Source organism: Caulobacter sp. GW821-FHT11E10 (genome assembly GCF_058808375.1).
Map to the genome: position 1 here is coordinate 312,059 of NZ_JBXARP010000003.1, position 14,783 is coordinate 326,841.

Below are 14,783 nucleotides of genomic sequence, written 5' to 3' on the forward strand. Positions count from 1 at the left end.
GCGAAGTTGGTTCGCAAATGCGAGTTCGCGCGTTAAAGGTGGTCCGTCCACAGAGGGCCACGCTTGTGACTTCCCCACTGGCTTCTTCGACCGCCGAGACCGAAGTCCGCCTGGACGGCCCCGAAGAGGCCGACCGCTTCTCGCGATTCCTGCACGGTTTCCTGTCGGCCAACGGCTTCCCGTTCGTCATCGTCCATGACACGCCAGAGCTTCTGGGCCAGCTGCGCAAGGTGGTGTTCGAGGACGTCTGTCTCAGCCGCAAGTTCGCCAGCGAGTGGCTGAACCAGCGCGGGACCGCGGGCACGGCCTAACTGGCGCCTTTCCATCTTCCACGAATGGTACCTATCTAGGGGAAATCGTTTCACCCTGCAGCGGAGCTGCGCCATGAACGACCCCAAATCCGGCCTTCCTGCAATGGCCGGTTCCGCCCTCGACCTGATCGGCCGCACCCCGATGGTCGAGGTCAAGCATCTCGACACCGGCCCCTGCCGTCTCTTCCTCAAGCTCGAAAACCAGAACCCCGGCGGCTCCATCAAGGACCGCGTCGCCCGCTCGATGATCGAGGCGGCGGAGGCCGATGGCAGCCTCAAGCCCGGCGGCACGATCATCGAGGCCACCGCGGGTAACACCGGCCTCGGCCTGGCCCAGGTGGCGACGCTCAAGGGCTACAAGCTGATCCTGATCGTCCCCGACAAGATGGCGCGGGAGAAGATCCTGCACCTCCGGGCCATGGGCGTGGACGTGCGCCTGACCCGTAGCGACGTCGGCAAGGGCCATCCCGAATATTACCAGGACATGGCCCAGACCCTGGCCCAGTCGATCCCCGGGGCGCTCTACGCCAACCAGTTCGAGAACCCGGCCAATCCGCTGGCCCACGAGCTGACGACCGGTCCTGAGCTGCTGGCCCAGATGGACGGCGACATCGACGCCATCGTTGTCGGCGTCGGCTCGGGCGGCACCCTGACGGGTGTCGGTCGCTACATGAAGGCTCACTCGCCGAAGACCAGGATGATCCTGGCCGACCCGGTCGGCTCGATCCTGCGCGACTATGTCGAAACCGGGACGTTCGGCGAGGCGGGCTCCTGGATCGTCGAAGGCATCGGCGAGGACTTCATCCCGGCCAACGCCCAGATGGATCTCGTCTCGAAGGCCTATTCGATCAGTGACCGCGAGAGCGTCGACACCGCCCGCCTGCTGCTGAAGAAGGAAGGCATACTGGCGGGCTCGTCCTCGGGCTGCCTGCTGGCCGCGGCGCTGAAATATTGCCGCGAGCAGACCGAGCCCCAGCGGGTGGTGACGCTCGTCTGCGATACGGGCTCGAAGTACCTGACCAAGATGTTCAACGACTTCTGGCTGGCGGCCCATGGCTTCGACGGCCGCGAGTTGCATGGCGACCTGCGCGACCTGATCGCCAAGCGCTACGCCGAGGGCGGCGTGATCGCCATCGGTCCAGATGACACCTTGCTCACGGCCTACAACCGCATGCGCTCGTCCGACATCAGCCAGCTGCCGGTCGTGGACAGCGGCAGGTTGGTGGGCATCCTCGACGAGAGCGACGTCCTGGCCGCGGTCGAGGCGGGCGACGAGGCTCCGCGCTTCAAAACCCTGGTCGGCGCGGCGATGACCCGGGCGGTCAACACCCTTCAGGCCCACCAGAGCGTCGACGACCTGCCGGAAGTCTTCGATCGCGACGAGGTCGCCCTTGTGGTCGACGGCGAGGAGTTCCTAGGTGTCATCACCCGGGTTGATCTGATCAATCACCTGCGGATGAGTGCGTAGACCGCCTAGGCCAAGGACCCTTCATGACCGACATCCCCGGCAAGAACCGCCTGGACTTCGCCACGCGGACCATCCACGGCGGCCAGTTCCCCGATCCGACCACGGGCGCGGTGATGGTGCCGATCTACGCCACCTCGACCTACGTCCAGTCCAGTCCGGGCGAGCACAAGGGCTTCGAGTACAGCCGCAGCCACAACCCGACCCGGTTCGCCTTCGAGCGCTGTGTCGCCGACCTGGAGAGCGGGACGGCGGGCTTCGCCTTCGCTTCGGGCCTGGCGGCGGCCTCGACGATCCTGGAGACGCTCGACAGCGGCGCGCCTGTGATCGCCAGCGACGACCTCTATGGCGGCTCGTTCCGGCTGTTCGACAAGGTGAGGAAGCGCTCGGCCGGCCTGACCTTCAGTTTCGTCGACATGGGTGACCTGGCGGCCGTCGAGGCGGCGATCACCCCAACCACGCGGATGATCTGGGTGGAGACCCCGACCAATCCCATGCTGCGTCTGGCCGATCTGGCCGGCATCGCGGCCCTGGCCAAGAAGCACGGCCTGGTCACCGTCGCCGACAACACCTTCGCCAGCCCCTACATCCAGCGGCCGCTGGAGCTGGGCTTCGACATCGTCATGCACTCGGCCACCAAATATCTGAACGGCCACTCCGACGTGGTGGCGGGCGTGGCGGTGGTCGGCGACAACGCCGAGGTCGCCGACAAGATGAAGTTCCTGCAGAACGCCGTCGGCGCGGTGCTGGGGCCGTTCGACAGCTTCCTGGCCCTGCGCGGGGTGAAGACCCTGGCCCTGCGCATGCAGCGGGCCTGCGATAGCGCCCTGGAGATCGCCCAGTGGCTGGAGAAACATCCGGCCATCGAGCGGGTGATTTATCCGGGCCTCACGAGCCATCCACAGCACGACTTGGCTAAGCGCCAGATGACCGGCGGCTTCGGCGGCATTATCTCGGCCGACGTGAAGGGCGGCCTGGCGCCGGCCCGCAGGATGCTCGAGCGCACCCGGCTCTTCACGCTGGCCGAGAGCCTGGGCGGGGTGGAAAGCCTGATCGAGCATCCGGCCATCATGACCCACGCCTCGATCCCCGCGGACCAGCGGTCCGCATTGGGCATTTCAGATGGCCTTATCCGGCTTTCGGTGGGGATTGAGTCTTGCCGGGACCTGATTTCCGACCTCGACGCGGCTTTATCAGGCTGAGCAGGTGATGGTGTTCGCCCTCGCCCGGCATGACCGGCGAGGGATCGATCGCCTTCGACGGACGCGGCGGCGGCAGGTCGGCGCGCGCCGGGTCTTCCGCCAGCAGGTGGGCGACCAGCATCAGGTCGGTCTTTACCGGGCCGAAGTCGGCCGCCGCCACCCAGGCGCGGATGGCGGCTTGGGCGAAGACTTCCGACAGGTCGGTGACCTCGATCATCGGGGCCGGGTCCTTGCGGATGCGCGGATCGTTCTCGGCCCGCTCGCGCAGGCGTTTCAGCACCGCCACCAGGTCGGTCTTCAGCGGCACCTTGAACAGCACATCCACCCGCCGGTTGCGATGGGTCGAGTAGTTCAGGATCACGTCGCCGAACACCTTGCTGTTGGGGATCATCACCTTGACGTTGTCGGGCGTTGCGATCTCGGTGAACAGCAGGTCTAGAGATTTCACCGTGCCCTGGCGGGTGGCGGTCTCGATCAGGTCGCCGACCTTGTAGGGGCGGATCAGCAGGATCATCACTCCGGCCGCCACATTCGATAACGCCCCTTGCAGGGCGAGGCCGATAGCCAGGGAGGCCGCGCCCAGAACCGCCAGGATCGAGGTCGCCTGCACGCCCAGCTGCTGCAACACCGCGACCAAACCGATGGCGGTAATCGCGTAACGGGCCAGCGACGCGCTGAAGCTCTCCAACGTCGGGTCGGGATTGTTCCGATGCACGCGCATCAAGGTCCGCCGCATGAACTTGGCGGCCCAGCCGGCGATCCAGAAGGTCACCACCAGGATGATGGCGGCGACCACCAGGTTCACCGCCAGCTTCCCTACCCAGTCGAGGAAATGCGCGAACATCGTCTCGTCGGCTTTCACGTTGGTGAGCGACGGCAGCTTGGCGTCCGCCGGGATCAGGCTAGGCTTAGTACTCATGGAGCTCTCGATAGGCGCCCCCGCCGTGTTCGGTCAACGACAGGATGTGCGGCGAGTTCCGCCCTTCGCTTGTGGCGGGAAACAGTCGGTTACATCAATTGGCTCGAAATCGTCATGAACGGACACTAGAGGCTGCGCCATGAGCATGCCCTTCATCGACCTCGGCGCGCAGCAGCGCCGGATCCGCGACAAGATCGACGCCGCCATCGCCAAGGTGCTGGACAGCGGCGCCTATGTCATGGGTCCGCAGGTGCGTGAGTTCGAGGCCAAGCTGGCGGAATTCGGCCGAGCCAAGCTCGCCTTGTCGTGCGCCAACGGCACCGACGCCATCGCCCTGCCGCTGATGGCCTGGGGCGTGGGCCGGGGTGACGCGGTGTTCTGCCCGTCCTTCACCTTCGCCGCGACGCCGGAAGTCGTGCCGTGGGTCGACGCGACCCCGGTGTTCGTCGACGTGCTACCGGACACCTTCAATCTCGACCCCGCCAAGTTGGACGCCGCCATCGCCGCGGTGAAGGCCGAGGGCCGGCTGACGCCGAAGGTGGTGATCGCCGTCGACCTGTTCGGCCAGCCCGCCGACTATCCGGCCATCAAGGCCATCTGCGACCGCGAAGGCTTGAAGCTGATCGCCGACAGCGCGCAGGGCTTCGGCTGCACGCTGAATGGCCAGCACCCGCTGCATTGGGCGGACGTGACCACCACCAGCTTCTTCCCGGCCAAGCCGCTGGGCTGCTACGGCGACGGCGGGGCGGTGCTGACTGACGATCCCGTCCTCTGGGACCTGATGGACAGCTACCGCGTCCACGGCAAGGCGGTGGGTCCGGACCTCGAGGGCAAGACCTTCGACCATGATCCCAAATACCTGAACACCCGCATCGGCATGAACTCGCGCCTCGACACCGTCCAGGCCGCGATCCTGATCGAGAAGCTGGCGATCTTCGCCGAGGAGATTCAGCTGCGCCAGGTGGTGGCCAACCGCTACGCCGAGGGCCTGAAGGGCGCGGTTCTGGCGACGCCGGGCGTGATCGACGGCGGCGTCTCGGTCTGGGCCCAGTACGTGATCGAGCACGAGAACCGCGATGGTTTGGCCGCGCACCTGAAGACGCAAGGCATCCCGACGGCGGTCTACTACCCCGTCCCGATGCACGTGCAGGCGCCCTACGCCCACTTCCCGCGCGGCGCCGGCGGCCTGCCGGTGACGGAGGCCAAGGCCGAGACCGTGCTGGCCCTGCCGATGCACCCGTATCTGGGCGAGGCGGACCAGCAAAAGATCATCGACGCGATCCGGGCATTCAACGGCTAAAGGCCTCGTGGGGTCTGGCGTCGCGCACGCCAAGCCCTATATGGCGCGCATACGCGTCTCGTTGTCTGGGGCGTTCCAGATCGCGAGCAAGTCCATGTCAGACACCAAGCCGTCGCCGCATCCCGGCATGGGCTTTGGCCAGTTCGTCGCTCTGATCGCGGCGATGATGGCCACCAACGCCCTGGCCATCGACTCGATGCTGCCGGCCCTGCCGCACATCGGCGAGGCGCTGGGCATTCATGACCCGAACGCCCGCCAGTGGGTGATCACCGCCTATCTGCTCGGTTTCGGCGTCGCCCAGCTGGTCTATGGCTCGCTGGCCGACCGCTACGGCCGCAAGCCGGTGCTGATGGTCGGGCTGACGCTCTACACGCTGTTCGCGGCCCTCTGCGCCTTCTCGACCTCGTTCGAGATGCTGTTGCTGGCTCGGTTCCTGACCGGCCTGGGCGCGGCCTCGACGCGGGTGCTGACCATCTCGATCGTTCGCGACTGCTATGCCGGTCGCCAGATGGCGCGGGTGATGTCGCTGGCCTTCATCGTTTTCCTGGCCACGCCGGTGATCGCGCCGTCGCTGGGCCAGGCGATCATGCTGTTCGCCTCGTGGCGCTGGATCTTCGGCGTGCTGTCGATCTTCGGCCTGGTCGTCATGGCCTGGGCGGCGATCAAGCTGCCCGAGACCCAGCATCCGGAAGACCGCATCCCGATCTCGGTGGCGGGGGTCAGCTCGGCCTTCAAGGCGTCGCTGACCAACCGCGTGGCCATGGGCTACACGATCGCCTCTACCCTGGTGGTCGCCGGACTGTTCGGCTTCCTCAACTCGGCCCAGCAGGTATTTGTCGACGTGCTGGGCGCGGGCGACATCTTCCCGCTGATCTTCGCCGGCATCGCCGCCAGCATGGCGGTGTCGTCGCTGCTGAACGCGCGGATCGTCGATCGGCTGGGCATGCGCAAGGTCTCGCACTGGGCCCTGATCGGCTTCATCGTCGTCGCCGGCGCCCACGCGGTGGTGGCGATGACCGGTCACGAGACCCTGCTGACCTTCGCCTTGATGCAAGCCGCCATGATGTTCTGCTTCGGCCTGGTGATGTCCAACTTCGGGGCCATCGCCATGGAGCCGCTGGGCCATGTGGCCGGGGCGGCCGCCTCGATCCAGGGCTTCATCACCACGGTGGGCGGGGCCCTGGCGGGCTTCCTGATCGGCCAGCTGTTCGACGGCACCACCGTGCCGCTGACCCTGGGCTTCACAGCCTTCGGCGCCGCGGGCCTCGTGATGGTTCTGGCGACCGAGAAGGGCAAGCTGTTCCAGACGGGCGCTAGCGCGGCGGCCCCGGCGGCTGCGCACTAGTCCAGCATCGCTTCCAGCGTCTTCAACTCGTCCGCCTCTCGCGAGGGCTTGTCCCAGCGGATGCGGTTGATGCGCGGAAAGCGCATGGCCACGCCCGACTTGTGACGGCTCGAGCGCTGCAGGCCCTCGAACGCGACCTCGAACACCAGGCCGAACTCCATGTCGGCCCGCACCGAACGCACCGGACCGAAGCGCTCGATCGTGTGGTCGCGGACGAACTTGTCGATCAGCTTCAGCTCCTCGTCGGTGAAGCCGAAATAGGCCTTGCCGACGGGGGTCAGGCCGCGCCGGCCCTCCTCATCCTCGCGCCAGACGCCGAAGGTGTAGTCGGAATAGAAGCTGGAGCGCTTGCCGTGGCCGCGCTGGGCGTACATCAGCACCGCGTCGATCAGGTGCGGGTCGCGCTTCCACTTGAACCAGGGCCCCTTGGGTCGGCCGGGTTCATAGACGCTGTCGCGGCGCTTCAGCATCAGGCCTTCCGAGAGCCGGGCGTCGCCCTCGGGCGGGTCCAGGCGCAGGGCGGCCAATTCCTCCCAGGTCGTGAAGGGCTGCAGCGGCGACAGGTCTATCCGCGTGGTCTTCAGCCGCGCGACGAAGGCCTCCAGCCGCGCCCGACGCTCGATGAAGGGCAGGCCGCGCAGGTCCTCCTCGCCATCCAGCATCAGGTCATAGGCGCGGATGCCGGCCGGGAAGCCTTGTAGCTGTTTGGCGTCGACGGTCTTGCGGTTCAGGCGCTGCTGCAGGTCGCCGAACGGGGCCAGGGCGCCGTCGCGCAGGACCAGCAGTTCACCGTCGATCGCGCCCTCGAAGTCCAGCGTCTCGACCACGTCGGGGAAGCTGGCGGAGATGTCGTCGCCGGTGCGGGTATAGAGCCGCCGCTCCCCGCGCTCGGACACGGCCTGAACCCGGATGCCGTCCCACTTCCATTCGGCGATGTAGGCCGCCGGGTCGAGCTTGGCGAAGTCGACGGCCTCATCGATCGGCTGGGCCAGCATCACCGGCCGGAACCGTCCCGGCGCGTCGGGCGAGGGGCGCTCCGAGCGCCCCTCCAGCCAGGCGAAGAGGTCGCCATAGGGCGGTTCCATCGCATGCCAAACCTCCTCGATCTCGCCGATTTCGACCCCGCCGAAATTGGCGCAGGCCTGCTTGGCCAGGCGCGATGAGACGCCGACCCGCAGGCCGCCCGTCATCAGCTTCAGCAGCGCCCAGCGGCCGTCGGGGTCCAGGGCGTCCAACCAGCCCTCGATCAACCGTTGGACCTCGGCGCGCGACGCCGAGTGCAGGGCCTCGATCACCTCGGACAGCTCCGGCGGCCGGTTTGCCCCGGGCTTGGCCGGCCAGACCAGGGCGACGGTCTCGGCCAGATCCCCGACATAGTCGTAGGACCAAGCGAACAGCTGGGCGTCCATCCGCGCCTCCACCGCCTTGCGGATGAAGGCCGGCTTGGCGGCGTTGAACGACAGCGCCCCGGTCAGGGCGGCCAGGGCATAGCCGCGATCAGGGTCCGGCGTGTTGCGCAGATGGTCGGCGATCAGGGTCAGCTTGGCGTTGCGCGAGCTGGTCAGGGACAGCCGGTCGAGCAGGTGGGCGAAGGCGCGCATGGACATGGAATGTCGAGCGGCCTCCGTTCGTTCAGCCGTCGCCATAACGAAACGTGCAGGCCTCGCGCGCAAGAGGGCGGACGATGCTAGAGTAAAACAACTGTTTGAAGTGTCGCGAGGCGATCATGGACGGCGAGATTCCCGAAGGCTTCGTTCCGCACGTCCGCAAGAGCCCGGTCACCGACCCCTGGGAGCCGCTCTACGCGCGGCAGGCCGACGACCGGCTGGTGCTGGCGACGCGGGTGCGCGAGGCGCACTGCAATTCGCGCAGCATGCCGCACGGCGGTTTCCTGGCGGCCCTGGCGGATAACGCCATGGGCATGTCGGTCGGGGTGAACCTGGCGACCGCCCGCCAGCGCGCCGGCGGCCTGGTCACGGTGTCGCTGACCCTCGACTATCTCGGCACGGCGAAGCTCGGCCAGTGGCTCGAGTTCGACACCGATTTCGTGAAATTGGGCCGGTCGATCTGCTTCGCCGAAGCCACGGTGCGCGCGGACGGCGTTGCCGTCGCCAGGGCGCGGGCGACCTTCAAGGTGCTGGACGCGAAAGTGGCGGCCTGAACGAAAGCCGCCGCGAGAGCTGTGGGCTCTCGCGGCGGTCCCGTTGTTCAAGCGTTCGGGCCACTAGGCCCGTTCGTGCACGGCCTCTTCCGCCGCCAGCGGCTGCGGAAGGCGGTTGACCATTTCCTTCGGGCAGACCTGCCAGAACTGGTCGCGCACGCGGTCCCAGTCGCGCAGCAGGGTGGCGGCGAAGACCGAGTCCGTCTCGCGGGCGTGCTCGGCGATCAGCGAGCGCAGGACGCCTTCCCAGTAGGGCGAGGCCAGGCGCTGCACGACGATGCTGTCCGGGTTGGTGTTGTCCAGGAAGCGATCGTGCTGGTCGAGCACGAAGGCCATGCCGCCGGTCATGCCCGCGCCGAAGTTGCCGCCCGTCGGGCCCAGGATCACCACCTGGCCGCCGGTCATGTACTCGCAGCCGTTGGCGCCGCAGCCCTCGACCACCGTCGTGGCGCCCGAGTTGCGGACCGCGAAGCGCTCACCCGCCTGGCCCGCCGCGAACAGCCGGCCCGAGGTGGCGCCGAACAGCACGGTGTTGCCGATCAGGGTGTTGGTCTCCGGAGCCGCGAGGCCCCGCGCCGGCTTGATCACGATCGTCGCGCCCGACAGGCCCTTGCCGACATAGTCGTTGGCCTCGCCGGTCAGTTCGATGCGCAGGCCCTGGACCGCGAAGGCGCCCAGGCTCTGGCCGGCCGAGCCCTTGAGCTGGACGGTCAGGTGGCCGGCGGGCAGGCCCTTCATGCCGAACTTGCGGACGATGTGGCTGGACGTGCGCGTGCCGATGGTGCGGGCGGTGCTGCGGACCGTGTAGGTCAGCTGCATCTTCTCGCCACGCTCCAGCAGCGGCGCGGCGTCGCGGACGATCTGGGCGTCCAGCGTGTCCGGCACTTCGTTGCGGCCGACCACGGTGTTGTAGGGCTTGTTCTGGCCGGGATCGGCGCGGACCAGCAGCGGGTTCAGGTCGAGGTCGTCGAGGTGCTCGCCGCCGCGCGAGACCTGCGCCAGCAGGTCGGTGCGGCCGACGATTTCCTGCAGGCTCTTGAAGCCCAGGCCCGCCAGGATCTCGCGAACCTCTTCGGCCACGAAGGTGAAGAGGTTGATGACCTTGTCCGGCGTGCCGGTGAACTTGGCGCGCAGGGCCTCGTCCTGCGTGCAGACCCCGACCGGGCAGGTGTTGGAGTGACACTGGCGCACCATGATGCAGCCCATCGCCACCAGCGAGGCGGTGCCGATGCCGAACTCCTCGGCGCCCATCATGGCGGCGATGACGATGTCACGGCCCGTGCGCATGCCGCCGTCGGCCCGCAGGACAACGGAGTGGCGCAGGTTGTTGAGCGTCAGCACCTGGTTGGCTTCCGACAGGCCCATCTCCCACGGACCGCCGGCGTACTTCACCGAGGTCTGGGGCGAGGCGCCCGTGCCGCCGACGCCGCCGGCGACCAGGATCACGTCGGCCTTGGCCTTGGCCACGCCGGCGGCGATGGCGCCGATGCCCGTGGCCGCGACCAACTTCACCGTGACCCGGGCGATCGGGTTGATCTGCTTCAGGTCATAGATGAGCTGGGCCAGGTCCTCGATCGAGTAGATGTCGTGGTGCGGCGGCGGGCTGATCAGCATGACGCCGGGCGTCGAGTGACGCAGGCGAGCGATCATCTCGGTGACCTTGAAGCCGGGCAGCTGGCCGCCCTCGCCGGGCTTGGCGCCCTGAGCGACCTTGATCTCCAGCTCCACGCACTGGTTCAGATATTCGGCGGTGACGCCGAAACGGCCCGAGGCGACCTGCTTGATGGCGCTGTTGGGGTTGTCGCCGTTCGGCAGCGGCTTGTAGCGCGCGCTGTCCTCGCCGCCTTCGCCCGAGACCGACTTGGCTCCGATGCGGTTCATGGCGATGTTCAGGGCGCCGTGGGCTTCGGGGCCGAGGGCGCCGAGGCTCATGCCAGGCGTGACGAAGCGTTTGCGAATCTCGTTGACGCTCTCGACGTCGTCGGTCGAGATCGGGTTGCGATCCGAGCGCCAGTCCAGCAGGTCGCGCAGCTGGATCGGCTTTTGCGTGCGCAGGCCGTTGGACCAGCGGCGATAGAGCTCGTAGTCGCCGGTGTCGCAGGCCGTCTGCAGGGTGTGCATCAGGCGGGCTTCGAAGGCGTGGGCCTCGCCCGAGCGACGGGACTTGTAGAGGCCGCCGACCGGCAGGGTGATGGCCGTCAGGCCCCAGGCCTTGCGGTGCAGCTCGACCGTCTTGCTCTCGATGCCGGCCAGGCCGATGCCCGAGATGCGCGAGGGCATGCCGGGGAAGAACTCGGCGGCCAGGGCGCGCGACAGGCCGACGGCTTCGAAGTTGTAGCCGCCGCGATACGACGAGATGACGCTGATGCCCATCTTGGAGATGATCTTCAGCAGGCCGCCTTCGATGGACGTCTTGAAGTTGATGCAGACGTCGCGCAGCGTCTTGTCGCCGACGAGGCCGCGCTCCAGGCGGTCCTGGAAGCTTTCCTGGGCCAGGTAGGCGTTGACCGCCGTGGCGCCGACGCCGACCAGCACCGCGAAATAGTGCGTGTCCAGGCACTCGGCCGAGCGGACGATGATCGAGACGTACGAGCGCAGGCCCTTGGCGACCAGGTGGGCGTGGACGCCGCCCGTGGCCAGGATCATCGGCAGGCCGACGCGACCCTGATCGCTGCCCTCGTCGGTCAGGACGATGGCGCCGCAGCCGCGCAGCACGGCGTCCTCGGCCTCGGCGCGGATGCGGTCGAGATTGGCGCGCAGGGCGTCGCCGCCCCGGGCCTCCTCGGCCGGCAAGGGCATGGTGCAGTCGATGACCGCGACGTTCTTCTCGCCCAGCAGGCCGTGGATCCGCTCGTACATGCCGGTGGTCAGCACGGGGCTTTCCAGCACGTAGACATCCGCTTGCGCGGCGTCCTGGGCCAGGATGTTGCCGAGGTTCTTGAAGCGGGTCTTCAGGCTCATGACGCCGGTCTCCCGCAGGGGGTCGATCGGCGGGTTGGTCACCTGGCTGAAGTTCTGACGGAAGTAGTGGCTGAGCGGACGATACTTCTCCGACAGCACCGCCAGCGGCGTGTCGTCGCCCATCGAGCCGACGGCTTCCTTACCGTCCTCGACCATCGGGGCGAGGATCATTTCCAGATCTTCCAGCGAATAGCCGGCGGCGGCCTGGCGACGGGTCAGTTCCTCGCGGCCGTACTTGCGCGGTTCCGGACCGGGGCCGATCTCTTTCTCGAGATCCACCATGTTGCCCAGCCACTCGGTGTAGGGGTGGCGGTCGGCCAGTTCGTCGATGATCTCGTTCTCGCCGTACAGGCGGCCCTCGGCCAGGTCGATGGCGATCATACGGCCGGGCGAGATCGCCAGCTTGCGGGTGATGCGCGCTTCCTCGACGCCGCACATGCCGGCTTCCGAGCCCATGATGACAAGGCCGTCGTCGGTATAGGCCACGCGCAGCGGGCGCAGGCCCGAGCGGTCCTTGCCGGCCACGACCCAGCGGCCGTCGGTGGCGCACAGGGCGGCCGGACCGTCCCAGGGCTCCATCACGGCGTTGCAGTACGAGTAGAGCGCCTTGTGGGCGTCCTTCATCTTCGGGTTGCTGGCTTCCGGCACCAGCAGCGTCTTGGCCATCGGCGCGTCACGACCGGCGCGCACCAGCACCTCGAAGGTGTTGTCGAGGTTGGCGCTGTCCGAGCCGCCCGGCTGGATCACCGGCTTCACGTCATCCCCGAACTCGCCGAAGGCCTGGGCGGCCATCTTGATCTCGTGGGACTTCATCCAGTTGACGTTGCCCTTGACCGTATTGATCTCGCCGTTGTGGGCGAGCATCCGGAAGGGCTGGGCCAGGCGCCACTGCGGGAAGGTGTTGGTCGAGTAGCGCTGGTGGAAGATCGCCACGGCGGCGGCGAAGCGCTCGTCCTTCAGGTCGGGATAGAACTCGTCGATGTGCTCGGCGAGGAACATGCCCTTGTAGATCAGCGACTTGGCCGACAGCGAGCAGATGTAGAAGTCGCTGATGTTCTGGGCATGGACGCGCTTTTCGATGCGCTTGCGGCACAGGAACAGGGCGCGTTCCAGCGCCTCGCCTTCCAGGCCGGCCGGACCGGCCAGCATGATCTGCTCGATTTCCGGACGGGTGGCGTTGGCCTTCTCGCCGATCACCGAGGTGTCGACCGGCACCTGGCGCCAGCCATAGATGTAGAACCCGAAACGCAGGGCCTCGGCCTCGACGATCGTGCGGCAGGCCTCCTGGGCGCCCAGGTCAGTGCGCGGCAGGAAGATCTGACCGACCGCGATCGGGCCCGAGCGCAGGGCGTGGCCCGTGCGGCGCACCTGGTCGATAAAGAAGTCCTGCGGGACCGAGACCAGCACGCCGGCGCCGTCGCCGGTCTTGCCGTCCGCGTCGATTGCGCCCCGGTGCCAGAGGGCCTTCAGGGCCTTGATCGCCAGCTCGACGACCTCGCGGCGCGGCTTGCCGTCGATGGCGCAGACCAGGCCGACGCCGCACGCGTCACGCTCGGTCGAGGGGTCATAGGCGTGGCCGTCGATCAGGGCCTGGCGGTTCTTCAGATAGAGGTCCATCTCGTTCATGGTCTTGGGTCCTCTCTCTTATTCCGCCGCGATCAGCGCGGGCGCGCTGACCTTGGCCTGCAGGTAGCGGTGGATGGCGTCGGCGGCGTCGCGGCCGTCCTTGATCGCCCAGACGACCAGCGAGGCGCCGCGGACGATGTCGCCGGCGGCGAACACGCCGTCGAGATTGGTCATCTGGTTGCGGACGTCGGCCTTGACCGTGCCCCAGCGCGTGACCTTCAGGTCCGGCGCCGACCAGTCCTGCGGCAGGTTCTCGGGCTCGAAGCCCAGGGCCTTGACCACCAGTTGGGCCGGACGGTCGAAATCGCCGCCGGGGATTTCCTCGGGGCTCTGGCGGCCCGAGGCGTCCGGGGCGCCCAGGCGCATGCGGATGGCGCGCACGCCGGCGACGGCCTCGGCCTCGCCCGACAGGGCGCGGGGGGCGGCCAGCCACTCGAAGGTGACGCCTTCTTCCTCGGCGTTCGACACTTCGCGCATCGAGCCGGGCATGTTGGCCTTGTCGCGGCGATAGAGGCAGGTGACCGACGAGGCGCCCTGGCGGATGGCCGTGCGCACGCAGTCCATGGCGGTGTCGCCGCCGCCGACCACGACCACGTCCTTGCCCTCGGCGTTCAGCTCGCCCGACTCGAAGGCCGGCACGGCGTCGCCCAGGTTCAGGCGGTTGGAGGCGATCAGATAGTCCAGCGCGGGCACGACGCCCTTGCTACCGCCGCCGGGCACGGTCAGATCCCGCGCGGCGTAGACGCCGACGGCGATCAGCACCGCGTCGTGCTTGGCGCGCAGGTCTTCCAGGCTGGCGTCCTTGCCGACCTCGAAGCCCAGCTTGAACTCGACGCCGCCGTCGGCCAGGCGCTGGGTGCGGCGCTCGACGACGTCCTTTTCCAGCTTGAAGCCGGGGATGCCGTAGATCAGCAGGCCGCCGGCGCGGTCGTGGCGGTCATAGACGGTGACGGCGTAGCCTTCCTCGCGCAGCTTCTCGGCGGCGGACAGGCCGGCGGGGCCGGCGCCGACGATGCCGATCGACTGGCCGCGGGCTTCCTTGGATACGAGCGGCTTCACCCAGCCGTTCTCCCAGGCCTTGTCGGTCAGGTAGCGTTCGACCGAACCGATGGTCACCGTGCCGTGGCCCGACTGCTCGATCACGCAGTTGCCTTCGCACAGGCGGTCCTGGGGGCAGATCCTGCCGCAGACTTCCGGCATGGAATTGGTCGCCTGAGACAGGGCATAGGCCTCTTCCAGGCGCCCCTCGGCGGTCATCCGCAGCCAGTCGGGGATGTTGTTGTGCAGCGGGCAGTGGGTCTGGCAGAACGGCACGCCGCACTGCGAACAACGCGAGGCCTGCTCGTTGGCTTTCGCGTCGATGAAGTCGGCGTAGATCTCGTGGAAGTCGCCCGAACGCTCAGTGGCCGCGCGCTTTTCAGGCGTCTTGCGGGTCACCGTCGTGAATTTCAGCATGCGCTCGGCCATGCGACTTCCCTTATCCCCGGCACGGG

The 14,783-nt window shown here is 67.8% G+C and carries 10 protein-coding genes; 6 read left to right on the forward strand and 4 right to left on the reverse strand.

The annotated features are described in order from the left end of the window. Positions 1–17: 17 nt before the first annotated feature. From AC1RRV_RS07505 to AC1RRV_RS07515, 3 genes are all read left to right on the forward strand, one after another. On the forward strand, positions 18–311 hold the full coding sequence (locus tag AC1RRV_RS07505) for a hypothetical protein (RefSeq protein WP_492858970.1): 294 nt from the start codon (positions 18–20) through the stop codon (positions 309–311). Between the two features lie 73 nt (positions 312–384). Continuing rightward, positions 385–1,779, forward strand: coding sequence for a pyridoxal-phosphate dependent enzyme (locus tag AC1RRV_RS07510; protein WP_492858971.1), 1,395 nt, complete (start codon positions 385–387; stop codon positions 1,777–1,779). 23 nt (positions 1,780–1,802) lie between these two features. Next, positions 1,803–2,978, forward strand: a complete 1,176-nt coding sequence (locus AC1RRV_RS07515; protein WP_492858972.1) for a trans-sulfuration enzyme family protein — start codon at positions 1,803–1,805, stop codon at positions 2,976–2,978. Here the strand turns inward: AC1RRV_RS07515 and AC1RRV_RS07520 are convergent. Continuing rightward, entirely contained in the window at positions 2,905–3,897 is a 993-nt protein-coding gene (locus AC1RRV_RS07520; RefSeq protein WP_492858973.1) for a mechanosensitive ion channel family protein, read from the reverse strand. The two genes, AC1RRV_RS07515 and AC1RRV_RS07520, sit on opposite strands and share 74 nt — an antisense overlap. Positions 3,898–4,036: 139 nt before the next feature. Between AC1RRV_RS07520 and AC1RRV_RS07525 the strand changes: the two genes are divergently transcribed. Continuing rightward, on the forward strand, positions 4,037–5,197 hold the full coding sequence (locus tag AC1RRV_RS07525; protein WP_492858974.1) for a DegT/DnrJ/EryC1/StrS family aminotransferase: 1,161 nt from the start codon (positions 4,037–4,039) through the stop codon (positions 5,195–5,197). Between the two features lie 127 nt (positions 5,198–5,324). Continuing rightward, positions 5,325–6,542 carry a multidrug effflux MFS transporter gene (locus AC1RRV_RS07530; RefSeq protein ID WP_492859236.1) on the forward strand — a complete coding sequence of 406 codons (1,218 nt, stop codon included), beginning with the start codon at positions 5,325–5,327 and terminating at the stop codon, positions 6,540–6,542. On the opposite strand, the gene AC1RRV_RS07535 is transcribed toward AC1RRV_RS07530, so the two are convergent. Beyond that, entirely contained in the window at positions 6,539–8,149 is a 1,611-nt protein-coding gene (locus AC1RRV_RS07535) for a cisplatin damage response ATP-dependent DNA ligase (RefSeq protein ID WP_492858975.1), read from the reverse strand. The two genes, AC1RRV_RS07530 and AC1RRV_RS07535, sit on opposite strands and share 4 nt — an antisense overlap. A 119-nt stretch (positions 8,150–8,268) precedes the next feature. On the opposite strand from AC1RRV_RS07535, the gene AC1RRV_RS07540 reads away from it, so the two are divergent. Next, positions 8,269–8,703 carry a PaaI family thioesterase gene (locus AC1RRV_RS07540; RefSeq protein ID WP_492858976.1) on the forward strand — a complete coding sequence of 145 codons (435 nt, stop codon included), beginning with the start codon at positions 8,269–8,271 and terminating at the stop codon, positions 8,701–8,703. A 63-nt stretch (positions 8,704–8,766) separates the two neighbouring features. Here the strand turns inward: AC1RRV_RS07540 and gltB are convergent, their stop codons facing one another. Continuing rightward, positions 8,767–13,290: a glutamate synthase large subunit gene (gene gltB / locus AC1RRV_RS07545; RefSeq protein WP_492858977.1), complete on the reverse strand. Its 4,524-nt coding sequence runs from the start codon at positions 13,288–13,290 to the stop codon at positions 8,767–8,769. An 18-nt stretch (positions 13,291–13,308) separates the two neighbouring features. Further along, positions 13,309–14,757: an NAD(P)-dependent oxidoreductase gene (locus AC1RRV_RS07550; RefSeq protein WP_492858978.1), complete on the reverse strand. Its 1,449-nt coding sequence runs from the start codon at positions 14,755–14,757 to the stop codon at positions 13,309–13,311. Positions 14,758–14,783 lie beyond the last annotated feature (26 nt).